At 59.6% G+C, this 14,069-nt stretch carries 13 protein-coding genes and 1 pseudogene; 5 read left to right on the top strand and 9 right to left on the bottom strand.

Features of this window, described 5'->3' with window-relative positions; translation table 11 throughout:
* Positions 1–11 precede the first annotated feature (11 nt).
* The 8 genes from trbL to traI are packed head-to-tail and all read right to left on the bottom strand — an operon-like array spanning position 12 to position 6,969.
* Positions 12–1,202, bottom strand: coding sequence for a P-type conjugative transfer protein TrbL (gene trbL, locus MF410_RS34295; RefSeq protein WP_239621250.1), 1,191 nt, complete (start codon positions 1,200–1,202; stop codon positions 12–14).
* Positions 1,196–1,417 (bottom strand): entry exclusion protein TrbK, encoded by a 222-nt coding sequence (gene trbK / locus MF410_RS34290; RefSeq protein WP_239621248.1) that lies wholly within the window; start codon positions 1,415–1,417, stop codon positions 1,196–1,198. Before trbK ends, trbL begins: the two co-directional genes overlap by 7 nt.
* Positions 1,414–2,154 carry a P-type conjugative transfer protein TrbJ gene (gene trbJ / locus MF410_RS34285; RefSeq protein ID WP_239621311.1) on the bottom strand — a complete coding sequence of 247 codons (741 nt, stop codon included), beginning with the start codon at positions 2,152–2,154 and terminating at the stop codon, positions 1,414–1,416. The genes trbK and trbJ overlap by 4 nt, the downstream gene beginning before the upstream one ends.
* Positions 2,155–2,203: 49 nt before the next feature.
* A complete protein-coding gene (locus MF410_RS34280) occupies positions 2,204–4,663 on the bottom strand; it encodes a conjugal transfer protein TrbE (RefSeq protein ID WP_239621246.1) in 2,460 nt (819 codons plus the stop codon).
* Positions 4,664–4,673: 10 nt separating this feature from the next.
* Complete coding sequence (locus MF410_RS34275) at positions 4,674–4,973, bottom strand: conjugal transfer protein TrbD (protein ID WP_239621244.1); 300 nt, start codon at positions 4,971–4,973, stop codon at positions 4,674–4,676.
* Positions 4,966–5,373, bottom strand: coding sequence for a conjugal transfer pilin TrbC (trbC, locus tag MF410_RS34270; protein ID WP_239621242.1), 408 nt, complete (start codon positions 5,371–5,373; stop codon positions 4,966–4,968). The genes MF410_RS34275 and trbC overlap by 8 nt, the downstream gene beginning before the upstream one ends.
* Positions 5,363–6,334, bottom strand: coding sequence for a P-type conjugative transfer ATPase TrbB (gene trbB / locus MF410_RS34265; RefSeq protein WP_239621240.1), 972 nt, complete (start codon positions 6,332–6,334; stop codon positions 5,363–5,365). Before trbB ends, trbC begins: the two co-directional genes overlap by 11 nt.
* Positions 6,331–6,969 carry an acyl-homoserine-lactone synthase TraI gene (traI, locus tag MF410_RS34260; RefSeq protein ID WP_239621238.1) on the bottom strand — a complete coding sequence of 213 codons (639 nt, stop codon included), beginning with the start codon at positions 6,967–6,969 and terminating at the stop codon, positions 6,331–6,333. The genes trbB and traI overlap by 4 nt, the downstream gene beginning before the upstream one ends.
* A gap of 365 nt (positions 6,970–7,334) precedes the next feature.
* Between traI and repA the strand changes: the two genes are divergently transcribed.
* The 5 genes from repA (at position 7,335) to MF410_RS34235 (ending at position 12,705) form a co-directional block, all read left to right on the top strand.
* Positions 7,335–8,525 carry a plasmid partitioning protein RepA gene (gene repA, locus MF410_RS34255; RefSeq protein ID WP_239621236.1) on the top strand — a complete coding sequence of 397 codons (1,191 nt, stop codon included), beginning with the start codon at positions 7,335–7,337 and terminating at the stop codon, positions 8,523–8,525.
* Between the two features lie 84 nt (positions 8,526–8,609).
* Positions 8,610–9,605 carry a plasmid partitioning protein RepB gene (repB, locus tag MF410_RS34250; RefSeq protein ID WP_239621233.1) on the top strand — a complete coding sequence of 332 codons (996 nt, stop codon included), beginning with the start codon at positions 8,610–8,612 and terminating at the stop codon, positions 9,603–9,605.
* 156 nt (positions 9,606–9,761) lie between these two features.
* Positions 9,762–11,006 (top strand): plasmid replication protein RepC, encoded by a 1,245-nt coding sequence (repC, locus tag MF410_RS34245; RefSeq protein ID WP_239621232.1) that lies wholly within the window; start codon positions 9,762–9,764, stop codon positions 11,004–11,006.
* A gap of 265 nt (positions 11,007–11,271) precedes the next feature.
* Entirely contained in the window at positions 11,272–11,676 is a 405-nt protein-coding gene (locus tag MF410_RS34240) for a hypothetical protein (protein WP_239621231.1), read from the top strand.
* Between the two features lie 45 nt (positions 11,677–11,721).
* Entirely contained in the window at positions 11,722–12,705 is a 984-nt protein-coding gene (locus tag MF410_RS34235; protein WP_239621230.1) for a putative phage abortive infection protein, read from the top strand.
* 153 nt (positions 12,706–12,858) lie between these two features.
* On the opposite strand, the pseudogene MF410_RS34230 reads toward MF410_RS34235, so the two are convergent.
* A pseudogene (locus MF410_RS34230) lies at positions 12,859–13,988 on the bottom strand (site-specific integrase).
* Positions 13,989–14,069: the final 81 nt, after the last annotated feature.

Here is a 14,069-nt window from a genome sequence, read left to right as displayed (position 1 = left end):
TCCTTTTTTGATTATGATTGATCGTGGCGCTCGGGAGGTGGCGTGCGCCGGCCGGAGCCGCTGCGGTTTCCGTCGAGCTTGGCATTGGCCAGGCCGAGAAGGGAGCCGGCATAGGCGCCCGGCGAGCCGATGGCTTTTTCCTTCGCCGCCGAACCTGCCGCGCTCCCTGCCGACCAGACCCCGGCGCTCATGCCGCGCAGCGCAGCGCCAGCGAATGACGATCCCGCGGATCTCGCTGACTGGCCCGCCGCAAATCCGGCGCCGGCAGCGCCGCCGGCCAGAAACGCCCCGCCCGCCGCAAACGATGCTGCCTGTCCGCCATGCCGGATCGCTTCCATACCGCCGGAGACCGATGCGCCTTGCACCACGCCCTGGATGATCGGCGGCACATACATGGCGATGACGAAGACGACGACAGAGATGCCGGCGATCGCCAGCGTGTTGATGAACTGGTCGGTATCGGTGGAGGGCGTCTCGGCGAGCCCTAGCAAGATGTCGGAGCCAATCTTGGAGATCATCACCAGCGCCATCAGCTTCATGCCGACGCTGAAGGCATAGACGAGATAGCGAATGGCAAAATCCTTGGTGTAGGACGAACCGCCGAGGCCAAGCATGATCATGCCAGCGACCAGCCCGATATACATCTCTACCATGACGGCGACAAAGATCGCGGCAACGAGGCTGAAGGCAATGACCACCACCACCATGGCGAACACCCCGGCGATGGCGAGCGAGTTGTCTTCAAACAAGCCGAACTTGACCTGCTCGGACATTTTTGAGGCGACCTGGATGCCGGCGTCGAAGATATTCGCAGGCGAAGCGGACCCACCGCCGGCGCCGATCTGATAGAGGCTGTCGACGACCGCCCTGCCGACCGTCGGGCCCTGATCGAGGATGAAAGCAAAGAACCCGATGAACATGATCCGGCGCACGAGTTCTGCGAACCAGGCATCGAGCGAAGCGGCATTGATCGCCAGCCAGACGGCTGCGATGCCAACCTCAATCCCGGCGAGGATCCAGAACAGCGAGCGCGCCGCATTGGTGATCGTCGTCTCCCAGCCTTTGACAGCCGTGGAGACAGAGTTCTCAAGCGTCGTCAGCACCTGACCCTGCTGCGCGAGTGCCGGCGCGCTCGCCAGCAGCAGAATGCCAATGGTGACAAAGGCAAGCTCGAGCCTACGCGACGAACGGACAATCACCATCTCGGTTTCAGCTCCTGCCCGCCGCGAATGTTGCGATCCGTATCGCCGCCGAAGAACTTCTCCCGGCGCTCGCGCCGTGCATCATCGGATGATGGCTGCACGGCATTGCCTCCAGTCGCTTGCGCCGCAGACATCTGCCACCGGGTCCAGCCGACGCCGGCGCCGAAGCCGACAACCCCTGCCAGCCCAATGGCGATTATCAGACGCGCGCTCACCAGCGTGGCTCCATTGTCTGGCCGCCGCGGATATCGTGCTGGGGCGCGTTGAAGAACTTCTCGCGCCGGGCCTGGGCGAGGTCTTTCTGGGCCTGTTCCGACTGATACCAGGTGCCCATCATCGTCATCTGCTGCGAGACCAGGCCGCGCAGCTTCTGGATCTGCGCCACTTCCTGGGTGGCGATCTCGTGGCCAACCTGCAACGCCTTCATCTGGCCGTCGGCGTTCTCCGACATCGAGCGCAACGACGACATCGTCGACTCCTCGCTCGAAAACTGCTCGGCCGTCAGGTTCGCCGCCTTCAGCGTGCCGGCGATCGTGTCGCGGTTGGTGTCCGACCAGGACTGATAGGTAGTCGAGAAATTCGCCTGGGTCGGCAGGCTGGTTTGCATCTCGGCGTAGCTCTGAAACCGCTGCTTGAGCTGGTCGTCGATATTGCCCATCGAAAACGCGATCCCCTGCCCCTGCCCGACAATGCTCTGCAGCCGATTGAGGTCGTTTTCGACCTGGCCCCAAATATGATCGGGCAGCTGCGCGGTATTTTGCAGCATGTTGTCGTAGATCTTCAGCTGGTTCTGGATCTGCTCGGCCAGTTGATTGATCTGGGTGATCTGATTGTTCACCTGCTCGGCCGACTTGCCGACGAGCGAGATGAGCTCGGCATTGTTGGCGAGTTGGGTGAACTCGGTGGCCTCGCCGGTAACGCCGCCGGCCGAGCCCGATGCAGGCAGCGCCATCGATGCGACGATCGCAAGTGCGGCCACAACGCGCCGCCGATCAGGAGTTTCAGAGATATGTTTCCGCATGAGCAATCCCTCTTTGTTGCAGCCATAAAAGCGGCCAGTTGTCGCGGTGTTCGGCGTAAAGCGCCCGGATGCGCTTGAGGTCTCCCTTGCCCGATGCACCGACGAAAGAGAGCGCCACTGGCCCGAGCGCCATGTCGAAGAGCCGGCGTCCATCCGGCGAAGCGACGTAGTATTCGCGCTTCGGCAGTGCTGTCGCGACGATCTCGATCTGCCGCTCGTTGAAGCCGATCCGCTCATAGAACTCCCGCGTGCCGGGCTCGCGCGCCGCCCCGTTCGGCAGGCAGATCTTCGTCGGGCAGCTCTCCTTCAGCACGTCGATAATACCGGAGCGCTCCGCATCCGAGATCGACTGCGTGGCGAGCACCACCGCGCAATTGGCCTTGCGCAAAACCTTCAGCCATTCGCGGATCTTGTCGCGGAACAAGGGGTGGCCGAGCATCAGCCAGGCCTCGTCGAGGATGATGAGGCTGGGCGCGCCGGTGAGACGCTTCTCGACCCGTCGAAACAGGTAGGTGAGCACCGGCACGAGATTGCGCTCACCCATGTTCATCAGCTCTTCGACCTCGAAGCACTGGAAGGCGCCAAGCGTCAGGCCGTCTTCCTCGGCATCAAGAAGCTGGCCCATCGGCCCGTCGACAGTGTAATGATGCAGCGCGTCCTTGATCTCGCGCATCTGCACGCCGCTGACGAAGTCAGACAGGGACCGGCCGCGCGACTGCGCCATCAGCGCGATCTGCCGGGAGATCGCGTTGCGATGATCGGGCGTCACCGTGACTCCCTGCAGCGACACCAGCGTCTCCAGCCACTCTGTCGCCCAGGCGCGATCGCCGTCGGTCGAGAGTTCCGCCAGCGGGCAGAAGGCGAGCCGCGGTGAGTTCCCCTCCCCTTCTCCGCCCGTATCACCGCCGATTTCATAGTGATCGCCACCAACCGCAAGCGTCAGCGGCAGCATCGAGCGCCCCTTGTCGAAGGCGAACAGTTGCGCATCCCTATAGCGTCGAAACTGCGCGGCGATCAGCGCCAGCAAGGTCGACTTACCCGAGCCGGTCGGGCCGAAGATCAGCGTATGACCGACGTCGTCGACATGCAGGTTCAGCCGGAATGGTGTCGAGCCGCTCGCGACCTGCATCAGCGGCGGCGAGGCCGGAGGGTAGAACGGGCACGGCGCCACGGGACTTCCCGACCAGACGGAGTTGAGCGGCACGAGATCTGCGAGATTGCGGGTGTTGATCAGCGGCTCGCGGATATTGGCATAGGAAACACCGGGCAGGCTACCGAGGAAGGCATCCGTCGCGTTCAGCGTCTCGATTCTGGCGCCAAAACCTTCGGCCTGGATCAAGCGGCGGATGGCCTCGCACTTCTCCTGAAGACGCGACTGCTCGTCGTCGAACAGGACGATGACCGGCGTATAGTAGCCATAGGACACAAGTTGCGAGGCCGCTTCCGCGATCGCATCCTCGGATTCCGCCACCATCATCATGGCGTCCTGGTCGAGCGAGCGGCTCTGCGTCTGGAAGAGCTGGTCGAAGAACGGCCGAACCTTTTGCTGCCATTTCTTGCGTGTGCGCTCGAGCCGCGCCCGCGCTTCCTGTTCATCGAGAAAGACAAAGCGGCTCGACCAGCGATAGGTGAGTGGCATGAGGTCGAGGGCATTGAGAATGCCCGGCCAGCTCGCCGCCGGCAGGCCGTCGATCGCCACGACACCGAGAAAGCGGTTCTCGATCGTCGGCGTCAGGCCGTGCTGAAGCTCGGCCGTGACCAGCCAATCGAGATACATCGGAATTTCGGGCAAGCGCACCGGATGGTTCTCTCCGGTGACGCAGAAGCGGATGAACTGGAAGAGTTCGTCATAGCGCGCGATCCGGAAGCCGCCGCGCTCCTCCGCCTCGTCTGTCCGCATCCGGCGGATGGTGACTACATTGGCGAGATACTGCTCGACTTCACGGATCGAAGTGCGGAAGGAATCGAGCGCGCTATCGGCGTAGGTCGCGGAGCGCGAGCCGGCGTCAGCGTAGACGTAGCGGGTCAGGCCCGATCGACGCGGCTCCGGCGGCCGCCAGGTCAGGATCAGAGCATGCCGGCTCTCGAAATGTCCACTCTCCCGCTCGAAATGCGCTCGTCGCTCCGCATCGATGGCGCGCGTGACGTCGTCGGGGAAATGGCAGTCTGTCTCGGCAGGATAGTCAATTGTTGGTACCCGCGCCGCTTCGACCTGGATTATCCAGCCCGAACCGAGGCGCGACAGGATCGCGTTGATCTGGCGGCTGACCTCGTTGCGTTCTGCGTCGGTTGAGCTTTCGCTATCCGGGCCGGCAAAATACCAGCCGGCCATCAGGCTGCCGTCCTTGAGCAGCAAGATGCCGTTGTCGACCAGGCCGGCATAGGGAACGAGATCGGCAAACGACGGGCCGGAATAGCGGAAAGGCTTCAATGCGACCATGGCGCCGCCCTCAATAACGCCGCCAGGGCGTCGAGGTCGCCCGGTATGCGGATCTGTAGGAGACGTGCCGGAGATAGACCCGGCGCATATGCGGATCGGATTTCGCCATCATGCGAAGGGCTGCGATTGCCACGAGCCAGAGCGCCAGCCCGAAGATTGCCGCATACCAGGTGAGCACGACGAAGATCAGGATGATCGCAGCAAGCCCGCTTAGCAGCACCAATTCGCGGTCGGCGCCCATCAAGAGATTGGGCCGCGATAGTGCGCGGTGGATCCGTGAACGCACAAGGTTGGAGCCGGACTCAGCCATGAGCCCCCTCCCCTATCCGCGGAGAAAATTCCGCCAGCTCGATGGCGTGATGTCTGAGCTCATGCTCGAGGCTGCCGACCGTGGCGCCGGTGGCGCCGAACAGGCCGACGATCTGGGTTGCGCCGAGCAGAACGCCGCCGACCAGCGCGATGTAGCAAAGCCGTCGCGCGAAATCGTTGAGCTCGCCGCCGAAGATCAGCATGCCACCGGCGATCGCCACCGCGGCCAGCGCGATGAATCCTGCCACCGGTCCGGTGATCGACTGCTGGATCTGCTGGAGCGGTGACTCCCATGGGAGGCCGCCACCGCCGGATGACGCAAGGGCCGGCGAGGCCAGGACCATCGCTGACACCAAGGCGACGGCACTGCCGACAAACATATGATGGCGCTTACGCTGCATGACTATCCTCATCGATCTGGGCATAATGTTCGGTCTGATAGGTCGAGCCCTTGAAGCCCTCGACATTGATCACGTCGCGCACCCGCCGGCCGCGCCCGTTCCGCTCAATCGAGACGACAAGGTCGACGGCCTCGCCGATCACTTCGCGCATCGGCTGCTGGCTGACTTCGGCCGTCAACTGCTCGAGGCGGCGTAATGCCGACATCGCCGTGTTGGAATGGACCGTGGTGACGCCGCCAGGGTGGCCTGTGTTCCAGGCCTTGAGCAAAGTAAGGGCCGCGCCGTCGCGGACTTCGCCGACGATGATCCGGTCGGGTCGCAGACGCATGGTGCTCTTGAGAAGCCTTGCCATGTCGACGCTGTCGCTGGTGTGCAGCGAGACCGCGTTTTCGGCCGCACATTGGATCTCGGCTGTGTCCTCGAGGATCACCATGCGATCCTCGGGCGCGGTTGCGACGATTTCGGCGATGACGGCATTGGCAAGCGTCGTCTTGCCGGAGCCCGTGCCGCCGGAGATGACGATGTTCAAGCGGTTCGAGATCGCGCTCCTGAGCACAGAGGCCTGGGCTTCGGTCATCACCTTTGACTTGACGTAATCGTCGAGCGCAATCAGGCGCGAGGCGCGCCGGCGGATAGTGAACGTCGGCGCCGACACCACGGGCGGCAGCAGGCCCTCGAAACGATGACCGCCGATCGGCAATTCGCCTGATATGATCGGCTGGTCGTGGTCCGCCTCGGATTGCAATGCATGCGCCACACTGCCGATGACGACCTCTGCCGCAGCGGGCGTCATCTCGCCGGCCGGCGCGATGCCGTGGCCGAGGCGCTCGATAAACAGCCGCCCGTCCGGGTTCAGCATGATCTCGACAACACTCGCATCATCGAGCGCGACGCAAAGCTGATCGCCAAGCGCGTCCTGAAGCTTGCGAACCAGTCGGCAATGGGAACGGAGTTGAGTCACGCAGCACTCCTGGCTGACGCGCTGCCGTTTTGAGTAATGTCGGAGCGGTAATCCGCGGGGCGGACCTGCTCGAAACTCCCGCGGTCGGCTGGCAGGCTGCCGGCGACCGCAATTGTGTTGCCGATTGATGCGGGCTCGCCAAGGCGCCTCATCGGCCATCCGGCGCGTTTCAGAATGCGTTCAAAGCGAAGGTCAGTGGCTGTGACAATCTCGTTGTAGCCGCTCGCCATCGACCACTCGATGATGCCAGCGAACATTGCGAGCGTGGTCGGGTGCAGCTGGCTCCCTCCCTTCCCCGCGTCGTAGGCCGTGTCAACGCAGAAGCGTGAGCTCTCAACCATGCCTGAATGGGCGGTAAGCCACGTGTCAGCCAGCAATCCCGGGAAAGCATCCGCGAGCATGGTGGGGCCTGACGCTGGCAGAAGGCGTGCACAGCCGGCAACCCGATAGTCATCATCGACGGCAAGGATGTAGGTCGGTGCAAAATCGTCGAACTGATCTCGCTCTTCGCCGTCCAGGACGGTCACGTCCCATCCCATGCGCGATCCGAAGACCTTGGCGCGAAGCCGATGCATCTGCGTGAGCAACCCGAAGTGCTGCTCGTAAAGATCCGGCGAAACAACTGTAATGCGCATGCCCCACTCCGCGATTCAAACTGGGGCATACAAAAATCACCACGAATCGCGTCTGGCTATATGCAGATCTGCACCTACGCGTTTGCGTCGAATCGGGTTCTAGTGCCCGCCAACGCAACGATGAAGGTGTGGACGACATCAGCTGGGAGCAGTTTCCCACTCGATATCGCGGTCCAGTGGATCTTACCTAAGTCATGGATCTGCATGGACGAATCGAGGTTCCGACAACAGTCCAAGCGTTCGCGTTAACTTCTTGTTAACCTTAAATGTCTTGCGGCAGGGTGGGAATCGGGAGATAGTTTCGCAAATAATGGTATTCCAGCCATTTTTTCGAAAGTGAAGAACCCCGGGAAATAGTTCGCGAAATGAGCAATACGTTGCACAACAGATTTGATGTTGAGATCGCCCAGCAAGGGGCGAAGATCTCAAGCGCGTTGCACATGTTGCGCAGCCAGCAGTACCCGCCTGATGCCCGCAAGGGTCTGCGCAAGTTTCAGCTTGCAGAGGTTGCTGACTTCATGGGGGTAACTCAAACCCATCTCAGACAGATCCATGCCGATGGCAAGGGGCCTGAAATAGAGTCGATCGGTGGACGACGATACTACACAGCCGACCAGATGCTGGAGCTTCGTGATTATCTCGAGGCTAACAAGAAATCGGACAAGAGATACTATGTGCCCAAGCGGAAGGAGGGCGAGCCGATGCAGGTCGTGTCGGTCGTCAACTTCAAGGGCGGGAGCGGCAAGACGACGACAGCCGCGCATCTGGCGCAATATCTCGCACTCACCGGCCATCGGGTGCTGGCGGTTGATCTCGATCCCCAGGCATCCCTGACTTCCCTTTTTGGGATTCAGCCGGAACTTGATGATACGGCATCTCTCTATGAGGCGCTTCGCTTCGACGATGATCGCAAGCCAATCGGCGATGTAATCCAGCCAACCAATATTCCAGGCCTGGACGTTGTGCCAGCAAACCTGGTTTTGCAGGAATACGAATATGACGTGCCGTTGGCGATCTCCTCCAAGAAGGGAGAGGACGGTCGACTGTTCTATATGCGGATTGCCAGCGCTCTGAAGCAGGTCGATGAAAAGTACGATGTCGTCGTGATCGATTGCCCTCCACAATTGGGCTATCTGACGATTACCGCGCTCATGGCCTCGACGGGAATCCTCATCACTATCCATCCTCAGATGCTGGACATCATGTCTATGAGCCAGTTCCTCATGATGCTCGGCGGGATCATGGGGCCAGTTGCCGAGGCCGGCGCCGAAATGCGTGTTCAGTGGTTCCGTTACCTTATAACAAGGTTTGAGCCCACCGATATCCCGCAGGCTCAGATGGTCGGGTTCATGCAGTCAATGTTTGCACAGCAGATGCTGAGAAACCACGTACTGAAGTCGACCGCGATCTCCGATGCTTCGATCAAGAAGCAGACTTTATATGAGGTTGAGCGGGGCGAGTTCGTCCGAGCGACCTATGACAGGGCCAGGGAAAGCTTGAACGCAGCTAACGCGGAAATCGTTGAGCTCATCCACGGCGTCTGGGGGAGAAAATGAAAAACTTGTCAGCCGTTTTTTTTATCGTTTTGTTAAACGACGTCAGTGACTTATCGGCGTTGACGATAGGCCAGGAGACTACCCATGTCTCGTGAAAACCCGTTTGCGAAGCTCGATATGGCATCGATCTCGGCAAATCAGACGCCGACCAAGCCCGGCTATGGCATGACGGGAGCTGCCAAGACGGTTGTTCGCTCCATCGAGGACATGGCCGAGAACACGAAGAAGCTCATGGAAGGCGAGGTGATCGTGGATCTCGATCCGCGCTTGATCGATGTCTCCTTTGTAGCCGACCGCCTGTCTGACGACGGGGAGGAATTCCAGGAACTGCTCCAGGCTATCAAGGAATCAGGACAGACGACGCCTATCCTTGTTCGACCGAGTTCGGCAGATGCCAAGCGTTATATGGTCGTGTTCGGCCATCGTCGCCTGAGCGTCGCACGCGAGCTGGGAATTCCTGTCAAGGCAATCGTTAAGAAGCTCGACGACATCACTTCGGCGATTGTCCAAGGGCAGGAGAACGCAGCCCGTTCGAATCTGTCGTTCATAGAGCGTGCGTACTTCGCCCAGAACCTGATTGCGTCAGGAATGACGAAGGACGTTGTCCGGTCGTCACTTGCCGTAGATGAAGCGATGCTCTCCAAGATGCTGTCCGTGGTCGATGCCGTGCCGGCTTCAGTTATCACAGCATTAGGCGCATCCAAGAAAATCGGGCGGGACCGTTGGCTGAGTCTTCGCCAGCTCGTTCTTGCCCCCGCCCTTTCAAAGGTGGCCGTGGAGTATTCGGAATCCGCCGAACTCCGGGAGCTTCCCGAAGGCGAGCGCTTCGATGCGCTTCACGACTACCTGAAGCGGTACAAGTCAAAATCAGCTGCGAAAAAGCCGAAGACTGAGGTCCGGGTCCGCGACTGGACTTCGGACGATCGTTCATTGAACGTTGTGATGAGTCCGAAGACCAAGAAGGTAGCTATCGAGCTTACAAATGTTGAAGCGCGGCCATTCAGCGAATGGCTGTCGACTCACATGGGTCGTTTGTACGAAGAGTATAAAGGATCGAAAACGCAAACTAACGGAGACTGAACCGCAAAAGAAAAAGGCCCCCGAACGGTAAACCGTGGAAGCCTCTCTCGTCATCTCTAGCAGGATCGAGAATCGCATTTCCCGGAATCACAGTCAAGAGTCTTGGCGCCGATTTGGTGAGCGGATTTCTTTTGCCTGAAGAAAGGTGAGAGAAAAATGCAGACGGGACATGTCACGACGCCCTTTGGGCGGCGGCCGATGTCGCTTGCCCTCGTCAGGGGTCAAATGGCGATAGAGAGTCCGGATCCAGACGCGCGGGTTGAGAAGTGGAAAGTGTTTCGTGACGTGTGCGAGGCACGGGAACGTCTCGGAATTCAGGACAGGGCGCTGGCCGTCCTTGATGCACTCCTGACGTTTTACCCCGATGTGAAACTCGACTCCAACCGCGGGCTGGTCGTTTTCCCTTCCAACGCGCAGCTGTCTTTACGGGCTCATGGAATCACAGAGACCACACTTCGGCGGCAACTCGCGGCACTTGTCGATGCCGGCCTCATTCTGCGCCGTGACAGTCCAAACGGCAAACGGTATGCACACCGCAACCGCGAGGGCGAAGTCGAGCAGGCATATGGATTTGATTTAACCCCACTTATGGCTCGCGCCAGGGAGCTCGCGCTGATGGCGCAGGAAGTTGCCGCAGAACGGGCTCGATTCCGGCGCGCCAAAGAAGCGCTCACAATCTGCCGCCGCGATGTGCGAAAGTTGATCTCAGCCGCAGTGGAAGAGGGTGCCGCTGGAGACTGGGCGGAGGTGGAAGCTGCGTATGTTGATATTCTTGTCCGCCTTCCTCGCTATGCGAGCAGGGCGCAAGTGGAACTGACGCTGGATGAAATGGAGCTCCTGCGCGAAGAGGTGCTCAACATTCTGGAAATGCAGTTTAAAACTGAAAATATGCATGGCAATGCCGTTCAGATTGACCGCCATATACAGAATTCAAACACCGAACTTATAAATGAATTTGAACCTAGCTCTCGAAATGAGCAGGACGAAAACCCGGTGCAAGAAACTCATACAACGAGTGTCACTCAGGGGCAGGGGAAGGCGAGATCCGAGCCGATCAAGGCTTTCCCACTTGGGATGGTGCTTCGTGCTTGCCCGCAGATTGCCGACTATGGGCCCGGCGGCCGTATTGAACACTGGCGCGAGCTCATGACAGCGGCTGTCGTGGTGCGGTCCATGCTCGGTGTCAGCCCGTCAGCCTATGAGGATGCATGCGGCGCGATGGGGCCGGAGAGTGCAGCAGTGGCTATCGCCTGTATTCTCGAACGGTCAAATTTCATAACTTCTGCTGGCGGTTATCTCAGGGACCTGACCAGGCGGTCTCAGCGAGGAGAGTTTTCGCTTGGGCCGATGCTCATGGCTCTCATGAAGGCGAATGATGGGAGAAATCAAAGATCGGCCTAATCACCGGTTTTGGCGTCGACGATGGGAAGAGAAGATCGGGATCGGCTTGCTGACATAAGGCTCGGATAACTTGTCAGCCGTTTTTTTTTGGCATTTTTCTTTTCGCTACAGCGAGTTATCGGCTTTGAATACTAGTTTCGCGGACACTTGGAGCGCTTGTTAGGTGACAGAGCCCGCATCGGCTGTTCTGCCGCGGGGCCACGTTGCCAATTGCTGAATAATCCTGACAATGCGTCCAATGACGGAAGGTGAGAGGGGCAACGGCATGAGAATTGCGCAACGGTCGGCATACGCGATTCGTCTGGCTGGAACGTTTTATGCGGGTGGCAGCGTACCGATCTCGGTGGTTAAGCCGGAGGACGATCCGTTGCGATTAGATTGGTGGACGACGAACTTCCAAGCGGAAGGCGCTGATAGCGACCGCCATGTTGGTGCTCTACAGCTCTACCTCGCGCTCTCGGGATACTCAAAGATCGAACTGCCGAACAATACCTTCCCTGCACGTCTCGATTTCGATGATCAGTCGATGCGGCCGGACAAGGGCGTAATAAAGGTTTTACTCGACAAGCTGTTGGTTAAACCGCGGATGATGGGCGCACAGCTCGTGTTCGATGTCACAGAGGCAGGCCAAAGCTATCTGGCCGAGCGTACGGCTGAAACACCGCGCTGACAGTGCGCGGTCCACTACGTCATGGGTTGAGGAAGAGGGCAGGGCATGCGGTTTTTTTGGTGGCTAGTGGGACTGGCAGTTCTTGCGGGAGGGGCATACCTCTATAGGCCCATCGCTGATTTTGGCATCGAGACCTGGCTGACGGTTGGCATCATCGCCGCCACCTGGTCGATTGTGATTTTCACCTCGACCGTCGTCGATCGGGTTGTCGCGCCGAACGACGGAGACTCTCGTGGCGTGTTCACGGCCCTGCTGTCGCTCGCCTTTGCCTCGATGGGCGCTGTTTTTGTGGTGGCCGTCCACGCGAAGGCGGCAGATAAGGACTGGGGAACGTTCGGCGATTTTCTCGGCGGGGTCCTCAATCCTGTTTTGACCTTCCTGAGTTTTATGGCGCTGCTCTTCACCATCATTCTGCAACAACGTGAGATTCACGGCGCCAAGGAGGATGCCAAGATCCTTCAAACCCAACGCCACGCAGACCGCTTGAGCAGCGAGCGCATGCAGTTCGAAAACACATTTTTTCAGATGGTCTCGATCCACAACACGATTGTCAACTCGATCGACGTCGATCGAGGCACCTCGAAGAGCCAGCTGCGCGGCCGAGAGTGTTTCAAGCATTTCCGTGACGAAATGCAGACGTTCTATGACGCTGATCCGTCTTCGGATGAGTTAAAAAAATCCCTGGCTGCCCACGATCATCTCTGGAAGTCATACCAGAACGACCTCGCGCACTATTACCGATACCTCTACAACATCATCCGCTTCATCAACGAGAGCGACGTCAACAAGACCCGTTACATTCGCATTCTGCGCGCGCAACTGTCAGACTTCGAGCTTCTCGTTCTTTTTTACAATGGGCTCTTTCCCTTGGCGGTGAAGTTCAAGGAATATGTCGAGTTTTTCACGCTCTTCGACAATCTGCCGAAGGACCTCCTGTTCAATCGCTCGCATGAGAGATTCTACGAGGCCAGCGCGTTCGACGAGAAAGCGCCGAAGAAGCCACTCTCGTTCACTGACGCTGCAACATAAATGAGAGTATCGGGAAACACGCGTGAGGTGATCACCGCCGCGAGCACGGGACCCAGCTCGGATAGAGATCCTGGCAAGGGCGGTCAGGAGCCTTCGCCTGACCATACCAAATAGCATTCAGCGATCAGCGCGACAGTTGAGGCTTGGAATCCGTCATAGACCCGCAGCCTTGGTCAAATTAACGCGAAACCGATCCCGCCGCCGCTGATAGCGCCGGGTCATCTCTGCGGAAGCATGGCCGAGCTGCTTCTGCACGTGGCGTTCATCGACCTCGGCGGAGGAGGCGAGCCCCGCTCGCAGAGAGTGGCCGGAGAACTTGAAGGCGCGCTCGATCTCGCTGAGATCGCCGCGAACGCCGGCGGCCATCGCTGCCCGTTTCACCAGCCGGGCGACCTCCTTGTCGTTCAACCGCTCCGACCCGACAGCTTTGCCTTGCCCCGTCACTCGACGAAAAAGGGCGCCGTGTCCCAGCTTCGCGAACTTGATCCACGTCTCGACTGCGGCGACGGGGCAGGTCGCATCGGCCGAACCGCGGCCGACCTCGACCTCTCGCCATCCGGTTTTACCGCGCAGGGTAATGAGCACGCCCTTGTCGAGGATCTCGATCCAACCGCGACCGTCTTCTGTCTGGTCGGCTTTCAGATCTAGGCCGACGATCTCGGAGCGTCGAAGACCTCCAGCAAAGCCGATGAGCAACATCGCCCGATCCCGCAGGCCACGCAGAGAGCCGCGATCAAGGGTCTCGACCATGGCGATGATATCTTCGGCCATGACCGCCTCCTTCTGCACAGGGGGCTTGGTATGGCTGTTGCGAATACCGGCCATCACCGTTGCAATATGCCGGTCCCTGCGATCGAGCGAGAGACCGCGCTGGGCATAATTCCAACTGAGGGAGGAGAGGCGTCGTTCAATGGTCGAGACAGAATTGGCCTTGGCGCTTCGGTCAACCGTGCCGGAAGCACAGGCTGTGATGTATAGCCCGACGGTTTGCGGATGCGGGGGAGGGGAGCTAGGCTCGACCGCCGGCACCACGCGGAAAAATGCTTCCAGTCGGAGGCGTAGGCTTTGCGGGTATTAGCGGAACTCGCCGCTTCGACGTATCCCCGGGCGCGATCGGCGAGGCTGGCAAGATGCGCTGGCGTCTTGTCCTGATCAGTAGGGGAGGGGAGCGCGTCCCTCGACACCTCCGGCGTGGAAACATCATATCCGGCCGCCGTGTTGAGAGATGGCGCCGAGGTCTTCTCGACGTGAATTTCGGTGTTTTGCTCGATGATTTGGGCCATATCTCTATAATGACAAGAACGTCCGATAAGGCAAGATTATCGGACGTATTTCCTTGACGACATGGCGTGCGGTTTCGAGCG

The sequence above is a fragment of the Rhizobium sp. C104 genome (assembly GCF_022354505.1).
Classification (GTDB): domain Bacteria; phylum Pseudomonadota; class Alphaproteobacteria; order Rhizobiales; family Rhizobiaceae; genus Rhizobium; species Rhizobium redzepovicii.
Note: the sequence above shows the minus strand (reverse complement) of the source record. Positions and strands in the feature narration are given on the sequence as shown.

Bases quoted from the DNA above. Each gene is read 5' to 3' on its own strand.
- MF410_RS34235 (WP_239621230.1), top strand. From the start codon at position 11,722: ATGCGGTTTTTTTGGTGGCTAGTGGGACTGGCAGTTCTTGCGGGAGGG.
- trbC (WP_239621242.1), bottom strand. From the start codon at position 5,373: ATGCAGCGTAAGCGCCATCATATGTTTGTCGGCAGTGCCGTCGCCTTG.
- traI (WP_239621238.1), bottom strand. From the start codon at position 6,969: ATGCGCATTACAGTTGTTTCGCCGGATCTTTACGAGCAGCACTTCGGG.
- repA (WP_239621236.1), top strand. From the start codon at position 7,335: ATGAGCAATACGTTGCACAACAGATTTGATGTTGAGATCGCCCAGCAA.
- MF410_RS34280 (WP_239621246.1), bottom strand. From the start codon at position 4,663: ATGGTCGCATTGAAGCCTTTCCGCTATTCCGGCCCGTCGTTTGCCGAT.
- repC (WP_239621232.1), top strand. From the start codon at position 9,762: ATGCAGACGGGACATGTCACGACGCCCTTTGGGCGGCGGCCGATGTCG.
- MF410_RS34275 (WP_239621244.1), bottom strand. From the start codon at position 4,973: ATGGCTGAGTCCGGCTCCAACCTTGTGCGTTCACGGATCCACCGCGCA.
- MF410_RS34240 (WP_239621231.1), top strand. From the start codon at position 11,272: ATGAGAATTGCGCAACGGTCGGCATACGCGATTCGTCTGGCTGGAACG.
- trbJ (WP_239621311.1), bottom strand. From the start codon at position 2,154: ATGGCGCTGCCTGCATCGGGCTCGGCCGGCGGCGTTACCGGCGAGGCC.
- trbL (WP_239621250.1), bottom strand. From the start codon at position 1,202: ATGGTGATTGTCCGTTCGTCGCGTAGGCTCGAGCTTGCCTTTGTCACC.
- repB (WP_239621233.1), top strand. From the start codon at position 8,610: ATGTCTCGTGAAAACCCGTTTGCGAAGCTCGATATGGCATCGATCTCG.